We start from the raw sequence: 22516 nt of genomic DNA on the forward strand, positions 1-22516 counted from the left end.
GATTAATATATTTCTATTTCATCTATTGCCAACTCACTCTGCAACCCTTCATGAAAATATCCTTTCGGGCACAAGCCACCACTCAATAATTCCAAGCGGACAAATGTAGCTTCCGTTTCGGCAAATGAAAGAGATGCCGGAAAACGGGTGCCTTCCGTCAAGCTAAAATCATAAGTCAGCCGTTTAGTGCCCACCGGAATAAAAGTCTGACCATCCATTGAAACAGAGACACCCATCGCTCTTGCCGGCCATATCTCATTTACCGGCCGCCATAAAGAAGAAAAGGCCACTTCCTTGACTTTTTGAGGTTTCTTCAGTTCCACTACAATCTGTACAGTATCCTGGTAGAAGCTAATCCAGCGACGCATGTCGCGGGCATAGCCACGTCGTCCATCAGTCAGCCCGAAGCCTTTATTCAAGTGTTCCCATCCTGCTTTAGGATTACAAGTATAGTCACATCCGGTTGCCTTGTTTACAGCAAAACTCTTGCGGGTCACTTTCCCTAGCGGCTTACCGCTTCTGTAAACTGCCGAATAAATAGTTGCATCCTCGTCCAACGGTATCGGAGTCTCATAAAGGGAAGATGAAGTGTTGACCGTTGAATCATTTACCGCATAGTAAATATCGGCATCCGGACAGAAGGTGTTCAAAGTCACCTCATAAGTCTGCTGCGACTTGTTCCACGCACCAGCCTGATTGACTTCATAGAAGTTACGGCAAGCATTCACTCCGCAATAATCCAATCGTTCAAACTCCTTATCCAGCCTACGGGCAAACGACTCGAAGTCCTTATGTTCCGGCTGTGTCCATTGCACCTCTGACATAGCCAGCAAACGAGGGAAAGCCATATATTCAAAATATTCGGGAGTCTGTATGTACTCTCCCCAGATATTGGCTTGTACACCTATTATATAAGCTTGTTCTTCCGGAGTCAGTTCAGCAGGAAGCGGGTTATAATTGTACACCGTATCCAACGGAAGAAAACCGCCGATAGCCAACGGGGCAAATTCCGGACTTTCCTGATAGTAGTCCAAATAACACTTCTTGCCGGGTGTCATAATGACTTTATGCCGTTGGCGAGCCGCTTCGATACCTCCTTTCTCGCCACGCCATGACATGACGGTAGCATTAGGAGCAAGCCCTCCTTCCAGAATCTCATCCCACCCGATGATGTCACGCCCTTTACTGTTCACAAATTGCTCAATCCGATGGATAAACCAACTTTGCAGAGCTTCTTCGTTGGGCAGACCTTCCCACTTCATCAAATGCTGGCAATGGGCACACTTCTTCCATGCTTTCTTGGGACACTCATCTCCACCAATGTGGATATAATGGCTGGGGAAGAGTTCCATAACTTCGGTCAGCACATTTTGTAAGAATTCAAATGTATGCTCTTTGGGACAATAGACCTCATCAAAAACATCAAAATAATCACGCACCACATAAGTCTTTCCCAGTCCGCAAGAAAGTTCCGGATAGGAAGCCAGTGCTGCGGATGCATGTCCCGGCATTTCAATTTCGGGAATGACCGTAATGAAACGGTCGGATGCATATTTCACAATTTCCTTTATTTCTTCCTGTGTATAATAGCCCCTCTTTTCTTTTCCATCGTAGCGCCGTGGGAAATAGTAATCCGAATGTCCTATCTGGGTCTGTTTACGATAAGAGCCTATTTCGGTCAGTTTCGGATATTTCTTTATTTCTATCCTCCACCCTTGGTCATCCGTCAGATGAAAATGGAATTTATTCAGTTTATAAAATGCCATCAAATCAAGAAACTTCAGCACTTCCTCTTTTGGCAGAAAATTACGTCCTACATCCATCATGGCCCCACGATGAGGGAAACGGGGAGCATCCGTAATGCTGACAGCAGGAATCCTAATCTTTCCTTCGTATTTCCGGTCACCATCATAAATGGCTGCCGGCATGAGCTGCAGCAAAGACTGGACACCATAAAAAAATCCGGCGGCAGTTTCATTGGAAGATATATTTATCCTATCGGAAGAAACCTCCAATGTATAGGCCTCATTGGGCAAGGAATTATCTATAGATAAGCAAATATCGGCCTTTCCCGTTTCCGAAATATCCTTCAGCGTTACAGAAGTGTTTTTCAACGCATCCTCCAAATAATGAAAAACTTTCATCGCGGCTTCCCCGGAAGGGACAGCCACTGTTTTTTTCCCTTGCAAGACATACACTCCCTGCATTGGAGCAAGTTCATTCGGCATGGGTATAATACCATAGTTTGCCTCTACATCATCAGCCACTCTCCCACAAGAGAGAAAAATGAATGACATAGCCAGTAACCAATATCTTATCTTCATAGTATTTGGGATAATAAGTTGGGATATTCCTTGATTGTATTCAGTATCAGTTCACCGAACAAAGTATTTGTCCAGGCAAACCAGGAACGAGTAAAGTCCGCGGCATCCTCCGAATGGAAAGACTCATGCATAAAGCCCGTCCCTCCATCCGTATCACGAAGTTGCTTCAGACAAGCACGTATTTCTTCGGAATCATCCGTTGTAAAAGCCTTCATAATGATGCTCATCGGCCAGATATAATTCAATCCCACATGAGGGCCTCCTACCCCTTCACCGGCTTTTCCTTTAAAGAAATAAGGATTATTGCCGCTCCATATCATTTTACGGGTATTCTGATAAATCGCATCTTTAAAAGAACAATAACCCAGATAAGGCGCAGCCAGCAAACTGGGTACATTGGCATCGTCCATACAAAGCGCGTTACCAAAACCGTCGACCTCAAAAGCATAAATACGCCCACAAACCGGATGATTGAAAGTACCATACCTACGGATAGCTGCATCCACTTCATCTGCCAATGTTATACATTCTCCGGAGAAGTCCTTGTTTCCATAAACTTTATCCTCTATCTCAGCCAATTGGCGCAATGACACAACCGCAAACATATTAGCAGGAATCAGAAAACCGTATTGTGTAGCATCATCTGACGGACGGAAAGAAGAAACGATTAAGCCGACCGGCTTTACCGGTGCTCCCCATCCGTTGTTAATCTGCGAATCTGTAGGGCGGTCGCAATCGCGCGTAAAGCTATAAGGTCCTAAGCCTTGTTTCCTCTGTTGCTCTTTAAAGGTCTTGACCACCAGCAGCATAGCTTTATGCCAATTTTCATCGAACACAGACGTGTCTTCCGTGTATTGCCAATAATGATAAGCCAGACGAATGGGATAGCACAAAGAATCTATCTCCCATTTGCGTTCATGCAGTTCCTTAGCCATATGTTGTGTATGGTCGGTTTCCCAATAGCTGCCCAACGGCCCGTCGTTGAAGGCATTGGCATACGGGTCTATTAAGATACATTCAGTCTGTCTGTTGACAAGTCCTGCCACCATCAACTGCAAGTCCTTATCTTTCTTCATCAACGGCAGATAGGGCCATACTTGCGCTGAAGAGTCGCGCAACCACATGGCATCTATATCACCTGTAATGACGAAAGTATCTGGTCTGCCATTCTTCACTCTATATCTGACAGTAGTGTCAAGCGTATTGGGAAAACAGTTCTCGAACATCCAACGCAACTTCTCGTCCTTTATTTTAGGCTTTGCTTCTTCAATGGCAGCATCTACTGCCTTCGAAATGAAGTTCCTTTTGCTTGCAGAAGGACGCAACGAAACATATCTCTGGCTGAAAGTCCCGGATGAAGATAATACGGAAGCGGGCTGAAAGGTCATTGCAGCCAAGGCAAGCCCGCCAGTCTTCAGAAATTGGCGTCTTGACATATTGTTTTTCATGATTGATTTCTTCTTTAATAGGTATGCTTACCGGATGTCACATTTATCTTTTTCTCTTTTCCACCATAGAGTACACACAGTTCAAAATCGATATTGGAATCTACTGTAATACGAGGTTCATCACTTGCAGAACGGCGTGCTTCAGCTTTTAAGGAGATAAGCCCTTCGGGACCAAAAGGATAGCGTTCTATGCCGTTAATCTCCGTCAAATTCATATCCCAGATAATCTGCTTTTTGGCATAATCTCCCCGAATACCGATAATAAATTCTATCAATTCAGCAATAGGAGGAAGTCCTGCCCAACCCACAAAATTATCCCTTGCCATAAATCCCGGCTCAGCACTTTCCGGAGCATAATATTCCCAAAAAGTTCCAGTCTTCTTATAGACCTCAAACACCTGGGCATAATGATTCAAACAAATCTCCCGTGCCAGTTTACCATAACCTTTCTGCACAAGGCCCTGCATCACCATGTAATTAGTTCCCGGCCATACGCCACCCTGCCAATAACGGCCATTCTCCTTGTACTTGGGATTATCGGCAGACAAAGAAGGAATACGGTGTTTCCGGTTGAATGTGGCAGGATTATCCAATTCCTTCACCATGCGGTCCAACTGTACAGAATCCAATACATCAGTAAACAGAGCCCAATAGGCACCTATTCCCTTGGTTGTACAGAGCGTACCGTCAGCATACTGGTCATAAAGGAAACCGGTCTTTTCATCCCAAAGATTGTCATGGATATATTTTCCCAGCATTTTGGCTTCGTCTTCAAACTCTTCTATCTCTTGCCAACGTTCCAGATAAAAGCCCATCTCAAGTAGTAAATTGGCAGTAAATAATTGCTGTAGGTTTGTATCTAACCAAATCATATGCCCGTGACTGTAGATAGGGCTGTATTCCGACGGAACACGGGGCATATTATCCATGCCGGTCCCCCATCCGCTTGACCAGTAGGTTCCATTTCTCCAAGTATGGTTCAATTTCAACCACTTATAATAAGCACAAAGTACCGGAAATATCTTGTGCAGGCGTTCCGTATCACCAAACTGATGGAAATAGACCATCTCACACCAAGGCATCAAATTCGGTCCGGTACTCACCGGATCATAGCGTTCAAAGCAATCGGCACCATCCGCCTTTATTTCACGGCAAATGAAACCGTCGGGATGCTGCTTGGCGTAAAAGTTGTTCAGCGTATTCTGGAAAGGAAAGAAACGGGTACCATAGCGGGCAAACATCAGAATGAAAGAGGAATCCCACATAAAGATATTACCATTATAAGCTGTATCCAAATAGCTTGAGACAAAACCCGAGCCTGCTTGAGGAGCACGAATATTGCCGATAGCTATTTCCCATGCCTTCCAATACATTTCAAGTTCCTTGTCATGTCCACCCCAAATGGGATTGGGAAGAATCTGCCGAGCTTCTTCGAAGCTTTTCGGCACAATCGTCTCAGGTTTTGCCACACGATACTCATTTTCAGTGACCAGCGGTTCCTTTACATATGTATTTTTATAAGGCAAATGATACTTTTCATCATTGCCACAGCTCTGAGCTTTCAGCAAAGGGAGAGTGGAAAAAGAAAGCAAGCTTACCAATAAAATGTGTTTCAACATAGGAAATAGTTATTTTTTAAATTACAAATTGAGCAGTTTTTTTATCTTGTCAAAGATAGCAGTATTTTCAAAAATCCCTGTAAACTCCTCTGCACCGGGACCAAAAGCATACACTGGTACCATTACACCGCTATGACCACCGGTAGAGAACTTACATACGATTCTGCCTTCTGCCAAATCTCCATCAACCAACGTAAGTCCACCAGTCTCATGGTCTGCAGTAACTACTACCAATGTTTCTCCATCCTTGGCAGCCCATTCATAAATGGCACCGATAGTACGGTCAAAGTCATGTGTTTCCTGCATCAGCAAATCAATGTCATTGAAGTGTCCGTAGTCATCCAGCTGCGAACCTTCTATCATCATAAAGAAACCGTTTTTATTTTGGTCCAGCAATTCGATACCTTTCAATGAAGCACGTGCCAAAAGGTCGCCACGTTCAGCAGGAAGAGGAGTATCGACGGGATAAGGTACGGCAAATACCTTACCACTCTTTATGCCAGCCAATTCATCCCAACTGCGAGGAGTCTGAAATCCTTTATCGCGTAGTTCCTTAAACAAGTCACGTCCATCTTCACGGTTTTCGAAAAGCTTGGCACCTCCACCGAATACATAATCGGCACTGCAATTAACGTAATCTGCTACGATTTCAGCTTCCGCATCCCTATCCTTGTTATGGCAACAAAAATCAGCAGGAGTGGCATCCCACAGACGGCAAGTCACCGCTATACCGGTCGATTTACCTTTAGCAGCAGCCAGGTCTACCAATGATTTCAAAGGACGTCCTTCGGTATCTACACCCACAGAATGATAGTTTGTCTTCCGCCCCGTAGCTATGGCTGTTCCACCCGCTCCCGAGTCTGTAATCAGCTTGTTGGCACAATAGGTTTTAGACAAGCCTACTACCTGGCAGTTATCCAAAAACAACTTGCCTCGATTGGCTGTCCAAGCAGAATATACGTGCATAAGGCTCATGCCATCACCAATCATCAAGATGACATTCTTTATCTTCTTACCTTGGGGAGCAGCAATCTTTGTCACCTCATAGGGATGTTCCAAGACATAGGTCTGTTCTTTATCACGGCGGCTTTGTGCCGATAACTCTACCGGCAGTAGCAAGACTGCCAAGAGCATAACGATACATATTCTTAATATCTTATTCATAATTATTGTTTTATTATTCAACCGTTACTAAGATAGGGGCATGGTCGGAAAGGAAAGCATTATTCTCTGTTTCAGCCAATACACCATACCTCAAAACTTTCAGTCCATTACGTACAAATACGTAATCAATCAGCGGACGTTTATCGTAAGGAATCTTTCCGAAATCATGGAAACTCCATGCCGGACCATAAACAATTGCCGATGCCTGGCGCGCATCTGTCAAGTGTTCCGGATTGGAAGGGTCAGTCACGTGTTTGATGACATCCGATTCCGGACTAGCATTAAAGTCGCCCGTTACTACTACGGGTAAGTTACCACTCAACTCATTTACTTTATCCAGCATAAGGCTTATACCTTCACGACGTGCAGCAACACCTACATGATCCAAGTGGGTATTCAATGCGAAGAACTCCTTGCCACTTACTTTATCTTGCAGTTTTGCCCATGAAGCGATACGCTCACAAGCTCCATCCCAGCCCTTGGAACCGGCAACTTCAGGAGTCTCGCTCAACCAGAAATAGCCGGAATCCAGCAAGTTGAAACGATCTTTCTTATACCAGAGTGCACTATATTCACCCTTTTCCTTTCCATCTTCACGACCTACACCGATGACTCCGTATTCCGGCAATCGTTGTTTAAGGTCTTCCAACTGATTATGAAGCACTTCTTGCGTACCCAATATATCCACATCATAAAAACGGATGGCATTTGCCGCGCGGTCTTTACGGTATTGCCAGTTGTCCAAGCTATCTTCCGGATTGTCATAGCGAATATTGAAACTCATGACATTAACGGGCTCTGGTGCAGATGCCTGCTGCTTCACCTGTCCGCATGATGCAGCGAACAAAGGTAAAAATAACAAAAATAACTTTCTCATAGCATATATATTAAACTATTATTTCACAAATAAAGCCGATGCAGGAATGGGTGCCAACTTCTCGGCAGAAGGCAGTTTCCAAGCCCAGCTTAAATGCTCACCTTCATAATCTTCAAAGTAATAGAGCTTGTAAGGATGAAAACCTTTCTTCAGTGCAACCATTCCGGTAGCAGGAATTGCAGCATGGGAACCATCATTATTGACTACCTGCTCATCGTGAATGTACAAGACACTGCCGTCGTCCGAACGGGTCTGGAAAGTATAGACTCCATCTTCGGGAACATTTATCAATCCAGAAAAGATATAACCGAAATGATCCTCCTGCTTAGCACCCTTAATAGAAGGTTCGGGCATGACACCAGACTCCAGCAACGGTGACTTTTCTACATCAGCCACTTTCTGGTAAGTGCCTTCAAAGTACTTATAAGATGTACCGTTCTGAGTAGGATTTACAGAAAGAGCAGCCTTTAATTCAGCTTTCGTTGCCGATATGGATAATGTTCTGCTTGAACGGAGACCTTCCTTGAATCCTTTGGCTTTTATCAAAGTGGTCTTGTCCAGTTCAAAAGGTTGCCCGTACACTGCCGACTGTTCTGTGGGCTCGCTGCCATCCAATGTATATCTGATTTCGGCATCCTTGGTTGTTGTAGCCAATGCAACCGTTACCTTATCCATAAACAAGTTCAAATCCTTATCCACATAGGGAATGGAAACGACTTCATCTTTAGTATAGGAATAAGGGGATGCTTCAGAGGAAACACCTCTCTCCATATTCGGCTTGTCGGACAAAGTAAAACGAAGTTCTCCACCTTCCATCAACTGTGCATAAGTAATGAAATTTACATCTATCGGTTGACCGTTCAATTCTACTTTTGTGATATAGACATTCTTCTTCGGATTGTTGGCTAGGATGGTCAAAGTCTTTCCATTTGCCAGATTGACAACCGCTTTCTCAAATAGAGGAGTAGTCAGTGCAAACTCATTGCTTCCTGGACAAACTGAATAAATACCCAAGCTGGATAATATATACCAACCGGACATCTGTCCACAATCTTCATTACCAATGATTCCTTCAGGCGTAGGAGCGTACATTTCATGGAGCAGACGACGTGTTATTTCTTGCGTCTTCCAAGGCTGTCCCACGTAATCGTACAGATAGGCGATATGATGGCTCGGCTCATTGCCATGAACATACTGACCTATCAGTCCGGTAATATCCACTAAATCGCCATGTATATCCGACTCTACAGTAAAGATAGAATCGAGTACGGTAATAAACTCTTCCTTACCACCAAACAGTTGTGCCATACCGCTTACATCGTGAGGTACAAAGAAGCGATACTGCCAGGCTGTGGCTTCCGTATAGGCACGACCTACCTCAATAGGATTGAAGGGAGTTTCCCAGTTCCCATCCATCCGCTTGGGGCGGAAGAATTTTGTATTACCATCAAAAACATTGATATAGTTCTGGGAACGTTGAATATACTTTTGATAAATATCATCCTTACTCATTTCCTGAGCCATACGTGCAATACACCAGTCATCATAGGCAAACTCCAGCAAACAAGAGATGGACTCTTTCTTTATATTAGAAGGAATAAAGCCATTCTGAATATAGTAATCAGCTCCCTTTTTGTTCTTTTCAGAAGAAACTACCATAGCTTCCAACGCCTTTTCCGCGTCAAATCCTCTAATACCCTTCATATAAGCATCTGCTATAACGGACACTGCATGATAACCAATCATAGTTCCCGTCTCTCCGGCAGAAAGTGGCCAGATAGGAAGTTCACCCGAAGATTCGTAAATGTCCAGAAAGGAATTTATCATATTATTGACCAAAGTTGTATCAATCAAAGTCATCAACGGATTCCATGCACGGAAAGTATCCCAAAGCGAAAATGTAGAATATTGCACTTTACCTTTTGGCAGTTGCCCAACCTCCATATTATGACGGCGGTACTCACCATTGACATCACTCACGACATTGGGTACAACCATAGAATGATACATGGCTGTATAGAAATTCTTCAAGTCGTCCGTATTGCCGCCTTCTACCGTAATAGCAGAGAGAGCTTGTTCCCAAGCGGAACGGGCAGCACTACGCACGGCATCAAAATCGAAACCTATCACCTCGGTTTCCAAATTCTCACGTGCATTCTTTTCACTGACAATGGATAATCCAACTTTGGCTATAACCGGCTCTCCATTACTATTATCGAAGGACAAGCAAGCCTGCAAATCGGTACCGATCAACTTAACTCCTGCAGAAACCATCTTTTTATTCTGTATAAAGTCTATGGCCTGAAAAGGTTTCGAGAACTGGGCTACAAAATAAACGTACTGATTGTCCGTCCATCCCCTGGTTCTGCGCATACCTATTATTTCGTTGGCGGCAGTCTGTTCAAGTTCAGCCTCATAAATATATTCGTTATCAAGCAAATGAGTCAAATCTATAATAATAGATGCTTCTTTGCCGGAAGGAAACGTATAGCGGTGCATACCGGCGTGTGCCGTTACCGTCAATTCAGCTTTTATTCCTTCTTCTTTCAGAACAACCGAATAATATCCGGCAGAAGCATCTTCGTCTTTATGGGAAAAAGCCGCCGGCTGGTAAATGTTTTCGGTAGTCAAATCCGGTTTCAGCGTAGTAGGACGAAACAGTATATCCCCAAGATCAATGCATCCGGTCCCACTTAAATGTGTGTGTGAAAAACCTTTTAGAGTCGTATCATTATAATGATACCCCGAACAAGCATCCCAGTTTCCGGCACGCGTGTCAGGACTTAACTGTACCGCCCCGAACGGAACGGTTGCCCCCGGATAAGTATGCCCATGAAAGCCGGTACCTATAAAAGGGTCTACATAGTCTACGGGAGATAGTTCACCGGATGTACAAGAGCAGCAAGCCCAAAAGGCAGTAGTTGCACATATAAGAGTTTTTAATTTCATCAGACTGTATATTTGAAGAGCGCTGCAGACTGTCGGGAATGCCGTCTCTCCGTATATTAAAATGATTTTATGAATAGCCTTTGCAAATGAAAAAAAAAGAAGAAATATCTGCAAGGATCAATACCCGAAAATACCAACCCCTGCAGATTAGACCAATGGCAATGAGGTCTTTTTTTATATTTTATCTCTTTCAGAGAAAATATCAATCATAATGAGGATTCTGTTTTAACTTACCATCAGATTTGGTAATCTGAACCGAAGGATAAGGGAATACGATCATGTAATCCTGATAAGCAATCTTATCCGTATAATCCTCATACTCACCTACAACGAATGTGGAAGCAGGGTCCTGGCGGTTGGCATAATGACGTACGCGCGGACGGGCATTCAATTCGGCAGCAGCCAAAGCCTTTATTTCAGTATTGCCTGAGCGATACCAGCGTTTCAAATCATATAAATGGTCTGTAAACTCAAATGCCAATTCACAACGGCGTTCATGATATAGGTCAGCCATAGTAGCAGTGCCCGTCAATAATGCAACATTGGCACGTTTACGAATGCGATTCAAATCAGCCGTAGCCAAGTCCGCTTTATTAGTCATCAAATAAGCTTCCGCACGGAAAAGTAACATTTCTGCAAAACGGATAACCGGGAAATTAATACGTACCGTCGGCCAGTCTCCGTTTGTATTGATATACCCCTTATTGGCTGCATCTTCATACTTAAAGGGATCCATGTATTTATTAATCATAAAACCGGATTCAATATCCGAGCTTGAATAAAAAGCACGGGATTCACCCAAGAATTGAAATTCCTGACCATACTCTAAAACCGTACGAACCAAACGGTCATTACCAGCTCCGTCTTTCAACATCTCTTCGTAAATATCATAAGACGGCTTGTTCTGTCCCCAGCCATTATATTGTCCCCAGCCTTTGTTCTCAAGGACAACTCCCGGAAACTCCGAACCGCCACCTTGAGAGCCACCATTTCCAGGAATAGTCCAAATATACTCTTTATTCCACCATTTAGAGAAATCAGAAGAGAACAACTCTTCATAAGTACCGGCTAAATCACGTCCGTAAGCAGTTTCCAGTTCATTGACCATACTGATTACATTTCCCCATTGTGTAGCATCCCAAGTTGCCCAATAAGCATAAACTTTAGCTTTAAAAGCTACTGCAGCCGCATCGTGCGCGCGTCCTCTATCATTATCTCCATACTCTTCAAAACGGGGCAAATACTCTATTGCCTTGTCCATATCCGAGATAATCAATTTATAATTATCGATGACCGAAGCTTGCTGAGGAGGAATAGAATTGTCATAGCCACCTTCAAAATCTTCATAACGGACAAAAGGTACCCCTTGTGTATCAAGACCGTAACGATAAGCGATCAAGAAATGAGCCCATCCACGAGTGAAGTAAGCTTCACCGAGACTTCTCTTTTCAATATCACTCAAAGTGGTGCTTTTCCCTTTCTTAAGCAACTCTTGTATTACCCAGTTGGAACGTGCCATCACTTTGTACATAGTATCAAAAATAGTACGCAAAGGGGATTCGTCTCCTGTATATTTCAATGTAGCAAGTGTTGGAAAATCACGGGTCTTTCCCCACACAACGTCGCACGCGGCACCTTGTTCCCAAAACAGTTCGCGTCCATATACAGCTTCCTGATGAAATCTTTCATACAATGCATCTACAGCATCAATAGCCTGCAGGTCATTGGTAAAATAAGTCGTTGTAGTAGCATCTCCCTCTGGTTGCACATCAAGGAAGTCACTGCAAGAACTCATAAGCAATGTGGCAGACATCGCAAAAAATAATATATTTTTTTTCATAATCATTCTTCTCTATTAATTATTAGTAAGTCAATTTTACACCAACAGATAATACGCGAGATACCGGATATTTCAAAGCATCCCAGCCACCACATTCAGGATCCATACCAGAATATCCAGTGATAGTAGCAAGATTTTCACCACTGAAGTACACAGACAAACGGCTGTTACGGTCATTCAAATGAGACCACTTGCGGAATACATCGCTTAAATCATAAGAAAGGGTTACATTCTTCAAACGCAGATAAGAAGCATTCTCCAAATACCAATCAGATGCAGTCGTAAAGTTTCCATTCGGGTCATTCTTTGACAAACGAGGAATATCAGAACCGGTATTTGTAGGACTCCAAGCATTCAATATCTCGCTGGAACGGTTAAAGTTTCCTTCTACATCACTCAACAGCATGTACTTTCCTACATATAAAGCTTTTGCTCCACCTACTCCCTGGAACATGGCACTGAAAGAAAGTTTTTTCCACGTCATTCCCAATGTAAAGGCAAAAGTCGTCTTCGGAGTCGCACTACCCATATACTGACGGTCTGCATCCGTAATTTTACCATCGCCATTATGATCCACAAACTTCAAGTCACCAGCCTTGGCATTCGGCTGAATACCTACCCACTCTTTTTCACCATTATCATTGGTCACATATGTTCCATGTTTAGCATTCCACTCGGCAACTTCTGCATCACTTTGGAACAAACCATCTGTCTTAATCAAGTAGAAGGAATTCAGAGGTTCCCCTTCCGTACTCTGCATCATATAAGGGATGCTACGGAACCTTTTATCATTAGGCCACAAACCCGGATTGCCATCCGCATCCTTCACACCTATATCTGATACCCAGTTCTTTAAATACGAGAAGTTACCCGATACGAAATAAGAAAGGTTTTTGTTAATCTTATCGCTCCAATTAGCTTGAATCTCAAAGCCACGGTTACGCACTTCACCTTGATTGATTAACATGGCATCGAGTCCCATAGTAGAAGGCCACCCCATTGATTGTGTCTGAATCAAATTGAAAGTACGTTTATCAAAATAGTCTAATGATACCGACAAACGGTTTTTAAACATCTCAACATCCAAGCCCAAGTCAGTCTGTTCTGAAGTTTCCCAGGTCAAATCAGGATTTAACGCAGAGCCGTTGTAAATCAAAGTATTCCAGATATTATTTGCCTCAGGACCATATTGTGCTTGTTCTGTCCACGAGCTTTTCTTCAACAAAGCAGACTTATAATTAAGCCCTATAGAGCTCAAATTACCTACACGCCCCCAAGAAGCACGCAATTTCAGCAAACTGATAAAATCACTCTTCTTAAAGAATTTTTCATTAGATATTTTCCATCCAAGGGTCACTGCAGGGAAATCACCATAGTTATTTTCCTTAGGCAAACGTCCAGCATAATCACGACGCCAAGATGCAGTAGCAAAATAACGGTCATTATAAGAATAAGCCAAACGGGCAATCAACGACACATTGGCATCAGGTCCAGTCAAATAGTCAGATGCTGTCACTGATCCTGCATATGCCATGTATTGTAAAAATTCCGATTCATCCGCAAAATCCTTACCCGTCACTTCCAGTCCACGCGTTTCAGAATGATCTGCCGTAGTCGAGAACAAGGCACCAACCGTATGTTCACCGAATGTCTTATCATAAGTCAGGGTATTTTCCGTCTTCCAAGCATCTCTACGGTAAGTAGTTTCTTGAAGATTATTCGACAAAGCCGGTTTACCTACTTCATCACGAATAGGATTGAACTTCTTGTAATGATTAGTCTTCATATTATAAGTAAAACGACTCGTAAACTTCAATCCAGGAAGTACATTAGCTATCTCCAAGCTGGTAGTGCTCCATATGTCACTTATCTTGTCATACAAATTCTCTGCTTCCAATAGACGTACCGGATTTACAGCATCCCCGTGGATATCAGAGAAATTCGAACCATATTTTTCAATATAGGCAGGATCTTCCGTAGTCACACCACCATAACTTCCGTCCAACGGATTATAGACAGTGGCACTTGCCGGCATGTAGATAGCCGAAAGGATAGGTCCTGTATAAGCATCGTTATCCGTAGCTTTGGAACGTTGGGTAGTGTTCTGCCATACAAAATCCTCACTGACGCTCACCCACTTGTTCAGCTGCATTTTACCATTATAACGTAATGTAAGATTCTTCTTGAAAGTATTAATCAAAACACCTTCATCATTATCGTAAGCAAAAGATATACGATTTGAAAAATTATCAGAACCTACATTCAACGCTACGTTATGACGTTGGTAGAAGGCAGTGCGGAAAATCTCATCCATCCAATCAGTACGAGTCGTACCTATCCATGGATTTTTGGTAACATCCCAACCGACTGGAAGCGAAAGTCCTGCATTTTGATGAGATATCTTACGCATCTCAATCTGCTGCTCCGCATTCAGTGGTTCTATCAAATTGGTAGCCTGACGAATACCAAAAGTGCCGTCATAAGTCAACGAAGGAGCACCTTGTTTCGCTTTTTTGGTAGTTACCAACACAACACCACCTGCACCAGACTGTGCGCCATAGATAGCAGCAGAAGCAGCATCCTTCAAAACAACGATACTTTCAATATCATTCATGGATGAGATAGGTGCACCGGGAACACCGTCCACAACCCAAAGTACATTGTCTCCATCTTGTGAGCCTTGACCACGAATCACAATGTTAGGAGAAGAAGTTGGGTCGCCACCATCGGCCGTAATGGTAACACCTGCCAGCTGTCCCTGCAGCATGCCTTCGGTAGAAGTTACCGGGCGAGCAGCCAATTCTTCAGTATTACTTACTACACCCACTGAAGCAGACAAGTCCTGCTTACGTGTATTCGCACCATACCCTAATACAACAACCTCATCCAGAAGTTCTGTATCCTCTTTAAGCACAATTACCATTTGTTTTTCTGCCACTGGTACTTCCTGAGTCACATAGCCGACAAAACTGATTACCAATACGCCGTTTTTATCGGCCGAAACATTAAAGTTTCCGTCAACGTCCGTAATCACTCCATTAGTCGTCCCCTTTACTAATACATTGGCACCAATCACAGGTTCGCCAGTCTGATCCTTTACTGTTCCTTTCACAGAAATCTGCTGTGCATAAGCACCTGCCGACAAGAACAGTCCCAACAATAGGGTCAGAATCGTTCGATAGATTCTAAGATTTACTTGTTTCATGCATTCAAAATTTAAAGTTTATAATATAGAAAATTATAATTCCGCCACAAAGGTCAGAAAGCAGAATTACATAGTTATTACAAAAGAAGCAATTCTCTAACAGTCCTTATTTATGCGTAAAATAATACAACTGCAAATATTTATTATCTTTCAATCAAACCGTATAGGGATTATTACTCAAGAAGAGCGGCAGCACCCAATAAACTGGAATCCTTTTGATGCGAAGCCACCACACTCACATTATCCGATATAATCTTGTAGGGAAAACTTTGCATTGTTTGTTCCATAGCATTTTTAAAGAAAGGAAAAGCCGATACAATACCGCCTCCTAAAACAATAGCCTGGGGAGCATAGGCAAAAAGAATTGCCTTTATAAGATTACCCAAATGCCTCCCAAACTCTTTCCAAATCTCCAATGCAGCTTGTTCTCCTTGCTGGGCTTTTTCAGCTACTACCGCACCGGTAGTGCCATAACGTTTAAACAAGAAACTACTGCAATAGTGTTCAAAATCAGAGTCCAAATAAGGAAATGAGCCTATCTCACCGGCTCCCATATATTGCCCACCATACAAACGACGGCCAATGACAACGCCAGCTCCAATTCCGGTCCCGATAGTAACGCCTACCATGTTGGTATAAGATTTTCCTTCGCCGTATAGGCTCTCCCCCAAAGTGAAACAGTTGGAATCATTATTAATGGCAACTGCCACCTTGAATTCGTTCTCCAAAATCTCCTTCAAGTGTATTTCTTTCCAAGAAGATATATTTGCTACATTATATACAATTCCTTTCTCCGGATCAACAATTGAAGGGACACCGATACCGATACCATCTACCTGCTCATTCATCATATTCCGAATAAGCTGGGAAAGCTGGTTTAGCACAGTAGAAGCATCTTGCTGAGCTAAACATGGAACCGACACTTTATTCAAGCAGTTCCCTTTTTCCACTTGGGCTATTCGAATATTGGTTCCTCCTAAATCTATTGACAGTTTCATAGTATATAACATTAAGGTGTTCAACATGTGCAAAATTAAGAAAATGCTTTTTTTTCAGTATTCCCAATTGCGCATATAAATCTTCATTTTGCGCAAACATTACTGTCAATCAAATATTCCACCAAATCTTTTCCTCCAGGTTCACTGACAAAATCGATAAAAACAATACCGCAATTCCGGCTATTCTTTTGTTTTAAATAGTCAGCAATAGGCTTGTTTACCTTATCAGCAAAGACTTTAGGGGTTCCCAAGGGCAGCCCCGTCGCACTTACAAAAGTAATTCCCCACCGACGTGAGGAAACCGGCTCAGCAGACATCCCTTCAATATTACGGACACAAACCCCTACCTTCTTCCCGGCCTCCTCACCCGATTCATATTGATATTTATCTTCGAGCAAAGCCACTCCTTCCTTACCATCTTTATTGCGAAGAGTGAGCAGGCAAGTACTGTCATCCTCCCAACCTACACATGCTGCTCCAGGATAATTATCCATAGCATGATCCCTATGCAGGAAAAGAATCTTTCCACGGCAATCTTTCAGCGTCAGTTCAGGGCGAAAGTCCATCACGAAATAACTTTGATACTCAGGGCTGCTTAAAGAAACGGACAGCAGAGAAGCATAATCCCGCAATTCTCCCCCTTCCTTTTTCAAGGAAACAATCAAAGTCTCAGAAGGATATGTTTGCAGAAAGTGTATAAAAGCAGGTAAAACATCATCTTCCCAATATATATCCTGAAAGGCATGACTGTGAAACACCCCCAGTTTATTACCCTTCTTTTCCAAACGGATATCGAAAGCACGGATGCCTTGCCGTAATTGAGCAGGAATATCTGTTGCTTGTGTTTTCAACATATGCCCTCCTTTGATACTACCGCTATCGTGTGAACCAGGAATAGAAATCTTACATATAGGAAGCGTATCATGGAGAATCCTCATCCACTCAGGCCGCAGTGCAACCTCATCCCGCGCCTCCGCACAAGTATCCTGCAATCTGGAAGCTGTAGCACAAACCGGAGCATTCAATAGAAATATGGTCAAAGCTAATACAACAACTGTTCTTAATCCGTTTCTCTTCATAGTATATTGCTTTTAAGTTTACTGCATGCAAATGTAGAGAGTTCATTCTTTTCCCTCATCCTAAATTGCGTATTTAGTTCTTCATTTTGCGCAAACATCGAAAGCAACATATAGTAACATCTGAGCCAAACGTAATGTACCTTTTCATTACATAAATGTACCTAACGAAAAATGCCATACATTCTCCGTACTGCGTATCTCATCCCAGACGAAGCCCTCCCAAGAAAAGGATTTCAACTCCTCAGGACACTCCAGACGGTTCTTGACAATAAAACGCGTCATCTCTCCGCGACACATCTTGGCATAGATAACGACAGTCTTCGGCTGTCCGGCCTTCCAAACTTGAAACTCGGGCGTAATAACACGCACCTCTTGCTCCACCCGCTTCCAGTCGAACAAATCTTTCATTTCAGCACTTGCCAAATTAATGAGAACACCGCCACAGTTTTTAATTTCCTCTATGAAGTAATCCGTCAACAAAGGCTTCCAATAATCAAACATGGATATTCCACCTTTTTCGGGCAAACGGACATCTCCTTCCAAACGATAGGGTTTGATACCGTCCAGCGGGCGAAGCAACCCATAAAGAAAAGAAGTGATACGTAGATGTTCTTGCGCATAACGAAAATCCTCCGCTGAAAAATCTTTCGGAAGAATGCGTTTAAAAACAGCTCCCGTGTAGGCGCAAACGGCTGGCATCGAACGATTCTCCTCCGAACAGAAATCATGAAAACGCAAACGGTTCTCGGCAGCAATTTTGGTATTCACCCGAAGAAGCCTTTCCAATTCGGATACTGAATACTGCGACATTTCCAACGCATTCCGCACAGCCTCCGTTTCGAATTTCGGGACTGTGACTTCGGGCACGACAACAGAGCAGCGCGCTGCCATGGTCTTTGCACAAGAGATAAAAACAAGCATAGCGATATTTTTTAATGGATACAAAAATAAAGTTTTTTAGTGGAGAATACATATACTTATAAAGTTTTTCCGCAGAATTCACCTCCGTTTCAAGAGTTTTTCATACCTTTACACCTTGTTGGAGAAAAGTGCACGTATTGCCCCCCTCTACTCCCCCAACATCTTGAGATAGAAAAAGAAAAAATAATATATAAAATGACTCACAAATGGAATTATCAACCCATTACACCCGAACAGGCAGAAGCAAGCCAACAACTGGCCCAAGAATTGGGAATTAGCCCAATATTGGGAAAATTGCTGGTGGAGCGGGGAATAACAACGGCAGCGGATGCCCGGAAGTTTTTCCGCCCCCAACTACCGGACTTATACGACCCATTCCTGATGAAGGATATGGATATAGCCGTAGAGCGCCTGAACAAGGCAATGGGAAAGAAAGAGCGCATTCTTGTTTATGGAGATTATGACGTAGACGGTACCACGGCTGTGGCATTGGTCTACAAGTTTATTCAACAGTTCTATTCGAACATCGACTACTATATCCCCGACCGTTACAATGAGGGGTATGGAGTTTCAATCCAAGGAGTAGACTATGCCGCAGAGAGTGGTGTAGGTTTGATTATTGTATTGGACTGCGGTATCAAAGCCGTCGAAGAAATCACATACGCCAAGGAGAAAGGCATTGATTTCATCATCTGCGACCATCATGTCCCCGATGATGTACTGCCCCCTGCTGTAGCCATTCTGAATGCCAAACGGGAAGACAACACCTATCCTTATGAACATCTGTCCGGATGCGGTGTAGGCTTTAAGTTCATGCAGGCATTTGCCCTCAACAACGGTATCGAGTTCCATCACCTTATCCCTTTACTGGACCTCTGCGCCGTCAGTATCGCATCGGATATTGTCCCCATTATGGGTGAAAACCGCATTCTCGCCTACCACGGTTTGAAGCAGTTGAACAGTAATCCCAGCGTAGGCCTGAAAGCAATCATTGATGTCTGCGGACTGACGGACAAGGACATCACCGTCAGTGACATTGTATTCAAAATAGGTCCCCGCATCAACGCCTCCGGACGTATCCAGAACGGGAAAGAAGCTGTTGACTTGCTTACTGAAAAAGATTTCTCTCTTGCCCTGGAGAAAGCCGGACAAATCAACCAATACAACGAGACACGCAAGGACTTGGACAAGACCATGACCGAGGAGGCCAACAAGATTGTAGCTGACCTGGACGGACTTGCCGACCGACGTTCCATCGTATTGTACAATGAAGACTGGCATAAAGGCGTCATCGGCATCGTAGCCTCCCGGCTGACGGAAATCTATTACCGGCCGGCAGTAGTACTGACACGTACGGATGACATGGCAACCGGTTCTGCCCGTTCCGTCTCCGGATTCGATGTCTACAAAGCCATTGAATACTGCCGCGACCTTCTGGAAAACTTCGGAGGTCATACCTACGCCGCCGGTCTTTCCATGAAGGTGGAAAATGTACCGGCCTTTATCGAACGCTTCGAAGAGTTCGTATCACAAAATATCCTGCCGGAACAGACATGCGCCGTCATCGACATCAATGCCGAGATTGATTTCAGAGACATCACTCCGAAATTCTTCAGCGACTTGAAGAAATTCAATCCATTCGGACCGGACAATGCCAAACCCATTTTCTGTACGCACAATGTCTATGATTATGGTACCAGCAAAGTCGTAGGCCGCGACCAGGAACATATCAAGCTAGAACTGGTGGATAATAAATCGAACAATGTAATGAACGGCATCGCTTTCGGGCAAAGTTCCCACGTACGCTTCATCAAGACCAAACGTTCCTTCGACATCTGCTATTCCATTGAAGAGAATACCCATAAGAGGGGTGAAGTGCAGTTGCAGATTGAAGACATAAAGCCGAACTGAAAGCCTCTCCCCTAACCCCTCCCCCACAGGGAGGGGAATAAGAATAGTCTCCTTATATTAAGGAAATGATGAAAATTGGTTGATGCTATAAGATTAGTAATCACTACTATTAGCATAGAGAAGGAAAGAATATCAATTCAACGATAAGAAGTAGCAAGAAAGTTCAATAAGACCATGAGCAGCAGTAGTAACTTCAAAACTCCCCTCCCTATGGGGGAGGGATTGGGGGTGAGGCTTCTGAAGCAATACTGGGGATACGATACCTTCCGGGGAATCCAGGAAGATATCATCAACAGCATTACCGAGGGACGGGACACTTTGGGACTAATGCCCACGGGAGGAGGAAAATCCATCACTTTCCAAGTTCCGGCACTTGCTAAAGAAGGACTTTGCCTGGTCATCACTCCGTTGATTGCCCTCATGAAAGACCAGGTACAAAACCTGAAAAAGCGGGGAATCAAGGCGCTTGCCATCTACTCAGGCATGAGCAGGCAGGAAATCATCGTCACACTGGAGAACTGTATATTCGGCAATTTCAAGTTCCTCTATATCTCCCCCGAAAGGCTCGATACTGAAATCTTCCGCACCAAACTGCAGAAGATGAAAATCAGTATGATTACGGTAGACGAAAGCCACTGCATATCGCAATGGGGCTACGACTTCCGTCCTGCCTATCTGAAGATAGCCGAGATACGCACACTGCTACCCGGTGTACCCGTGCTGGCACTGACAGCCACTGCCACTCCGGAAGTAGTGAAAGATATCCAGGCCCGTCTGCATTTCCGTGAGGAAAATGTGTTCTGCATGAGTTTCGAGCGCAAAAATCTCGCCTATATCGTCCGTAAAACGGAAAACAAGACGGGAGAGCTGTTGCACATCCTGCGCCGTATGCCCGGAAGCGCCATCATCTATGTGCGCAACCGTCGCCGTACCAAGGAAATTACCGAACTGCTGCACAACGAAGACATCACCGCCGATTTCTACCATGCCGGACTGGATGACGCCACCAAAGACATCCGCCAACAACGCTGGCAAACAGGAGAAAGCCGTGTCATGGTCGCCACCAATGCATTCGGTATGGGTATCGACAAACCGGATGTACGGATTGTCATCCACATGGATCTGCCCGATTCCATAGAAGCCTACTTCCAGGAAGCAGGACGTGCCGGAAGGGACGGACAAAAAGCCTACGCGGTCGTCCTTTACGCCAAGTCGGATAAGGCAACACTGCACAAACGCATTCCCGACACCTTTCCTGAAAAAGAATATATAAAGGAAGTATATGAGCATCTTCAATACTATTACCAGATGGCAATGGGAGATGGACAAGGCTGTGTACGCGAGTTCAATATAGAAGACTTTTGCCGAAAGTTCAAGTACTTCCCCGTTCCCGTGGACAGTGCCTTGAAGATTCTGACACAAGCGGGATACTTGGAATATACAGACGAACAAGACAATGCATCCCGGCTACTGTTCACTATCCGTCGAGACGAACTTTATAAACTGAGAGAGCTCGGCGAAGATATGGACAAACTCATCCAAACCATTCTCCGCTCCTATACCGGGGTCTTCACAGACCATGCTTTCATCAATGAAGATTCACTGGCCATACGCACTGGACTCACACGCCGGCAAGTGTATGAACAGCTCATCCACCTAGCCAAGCTACGTATCGTCAGTTACATCCCCCGCAAAAAGACACCATATATAATATACACGCGAGAGAGGGTTGAAATGCGCCACCTGCAAATCTCTCCCGCCGTGTACGAGGAACGCAAAGAGCGGTATGAGAAACGCATAAGTGCCATGCTGGATTACGTGAGCAGCGATACCGTGTGCCGTAGTCGAATGCTGCTACACTACTTCGGAGAGAAGAACGAGCATAACTGCGGGCAGTGCGACACTTGCATCAATTTGAAGAACAAGAAACCTTCCGGCCACCTTTCGGAAAAGGAACTTTCTGAAAAGATTCTTCAAGCCCTATCTGATAAACGACAAACTCCAGCCACTTTGGCAGAACAGATAGCAGACGATAAAAACATGCTCATCGATGTGTTACATGGATTGTTGGACGAAGGCAAGGTAATTGCTGTCAACGGAATGCTTCAAATCAAAAAATAATTCATTACTTTTGCCGTTGGAAAAGAATGTCCTGCCGCTGAGAGGAACATCTCCTATCAG

At 43.9% G+C, this 22516-nt stretch carries 13 protein-coding genes; 2 read left to right on the forward strand and 11 right to left on the reverse strand.

Features of this window, described 5'->3' with window-relative positions:
- Positions 1–2 precede the first annotated feature (2 nt).
- From DWZ67_RS02915 to yaaA, 11 genes are all read right to left on the reverse strand, one after another.
- Complete coding sequence (locus tag DWZ67_RS02915) at positions 3–2324, reverse strand: glycoside hydrolase family 20 protein (RefSeq protein ID WP_016273081.1); 2322 nt, start codon at positions 2322–2324, stop codon at positions 3–5.
- The gene (locus DWZ67_RS02920; protein WP_005833321.1) at positions 2321–3772 is read right to left on the reverse strand and encodes a glycoside hydrolase family 125 protein; all 1452 of its coding nucleotides are present in this window, start codon (positions 3770–3772) and stop codon (positions 2321–2323) included. The genes DWZ67_RS02915 and DWZ67_RS02920 overlap by 4 nt, the downstream gene beginning before the upstream one ends.
- 14 nt (positions 3773–3786) lie before the next feature.
- Entirely contained in the window at positions 3787–5391 is a 1605-nt protein-coding gene (locus DWZ67_RS02925; RefSeq protein ID WP_005830037.1) for an MGH1-like glycoside hydrolase domain-containing protein, read from the reverse strand.
- Between the two features lie 21 nt (positions 5392–5412).
- Complete coding sequence (locus DWZ67_RS02930) at positions 5413–6555, reverse strand: alkaline phosphatase (protein WP_120138098.1); 1143 nt, start codon at positions 6553–6555, stop codon at positions 5413–5415.
- Positions 6556–6568: 13 nt separating this feature from the next.
- Positions 6569–7432, reverse strand: coding sequence for an endonuclease/exonuclease/phosphatase family protein (locus DWZ67_RS02935; RefSeq protein ID WP_044468243.1), 864 nt, complete (start codon positions 7430–7432; stop codon positions 6569–6571).
- 18 nt (positions 7433–7450) lie between these two features.
- Positions 7451–10381 (reverse strand): GH92 family glycosyl hydrolase, encoded by a 2931-nt coding sequence (locus DWZ67_RS02940; protein WP_120138099.1) that lies wholly within the window; start codon positions 10379–10381, stop codon positions 7451–7453.
- A gap of 202 nt (positions 10382–10583) precedes the next feature.
- Positions 10584–12221: a RagB/SusD family nutrient uptake outer membrane protein gene (locus tag DWZ67_RS02945; RefSeq protein WP_005833325.1), complete on the reverse strand. Its 1638-nt coding sequence runs from the start codon at positions 12219–12221 to the stop codon at positions 10584–10586.
- Between the two features lie 22 nt (positions 12222–12243).
- On the reverse strand, positions 12244–15426 hold the full coding sequence (locus tag DWZ67_RS02950; protein ID WP_005833326.1) for a SusC/RagA family TonB-linked outer membrane protein: 3183 nt from the start codon (positions 15424–15426) through the stop codon (positions 12244–12246).
- 173 nt (positions 15427–15599) lie between these two features.
- On the reverse strand, positions 15600–16424 hold the full coding sequence (locus tag DWZ67_RS02955) for an ROK family protein (RefSeq protein ID WP_005833328.1): 825 nt from the start codon (positions 16422–16424) through the stop codon (positions 15600–15602).
- Positions 16425–16507: 83 nt separating this feature from the next.
- Complete coding sequence (locus DWZ67_RS02960; protein ID WP_005833330.1) at positions 16508–17503, reverse strand: phosphatidylinositol-specific phospholipase C; 996 nt, start codon at positions 17501–17503, stop codon at positions 16508–16510.
- A gap of 147 nt (positions 17504–17650) precedes the next feature.
- Positions 17651–18424 (reverse strand): peroxide stress protein YaaA, encoded by a 774-nt coding sequence (gene yaaA, locus DWZ67_RS02965; protein ID WP_005830017.1) that lies wholly within the window; start codon positions 18422–18424, stop codon positions 17651–17653.
- A 195-nt stretch (positions 18425–18619) separates the two neighbouring features.
- Between yaaA and recJ the strand changes: the two genes are divergently transcribed.
- Both recJ and DWZ67_RS02975 read left to right on the forward strand, forming a co-directional pair.
- Positions 18620–20335: a single-stranded-DNA-specific exonuclease RecJ gene (gene recJ / locus DWZ67_RS02970; RefSeq protein WP_005833333.1), complete on the forward strand. Its 1716-nt coding sequence runs from the start codon at positions 18620–18622 to the stop codon at positions 20333–20335.
- A gap of 210 nt (positions 20336–20545) precedes the next feature.
- Positions 20546–22456: an ATP-dependent DNA helicase RecQ gene (locus tag DWZ67_RS02975; protein WP_005830014.1), complete on the forward strand. Its 1911-nt coding sequence runs from the start codon at positions 20546–20548 to the stop codon at positions 22454–22456.
- Positions 22457–22516: the final 60 nt, after the last annotated feature.

It is taken from the genome of Bacteroides sp. AF34-31BH (genome assembly GCF_003602795.1).
Taxonomy (GTDB): domain Bacteria; phylum Bacteroidota; class Bacteroidia; order Bacteroidales; family Bacteroidaceae; genus Bacteroides; species Bacteroides uniformis.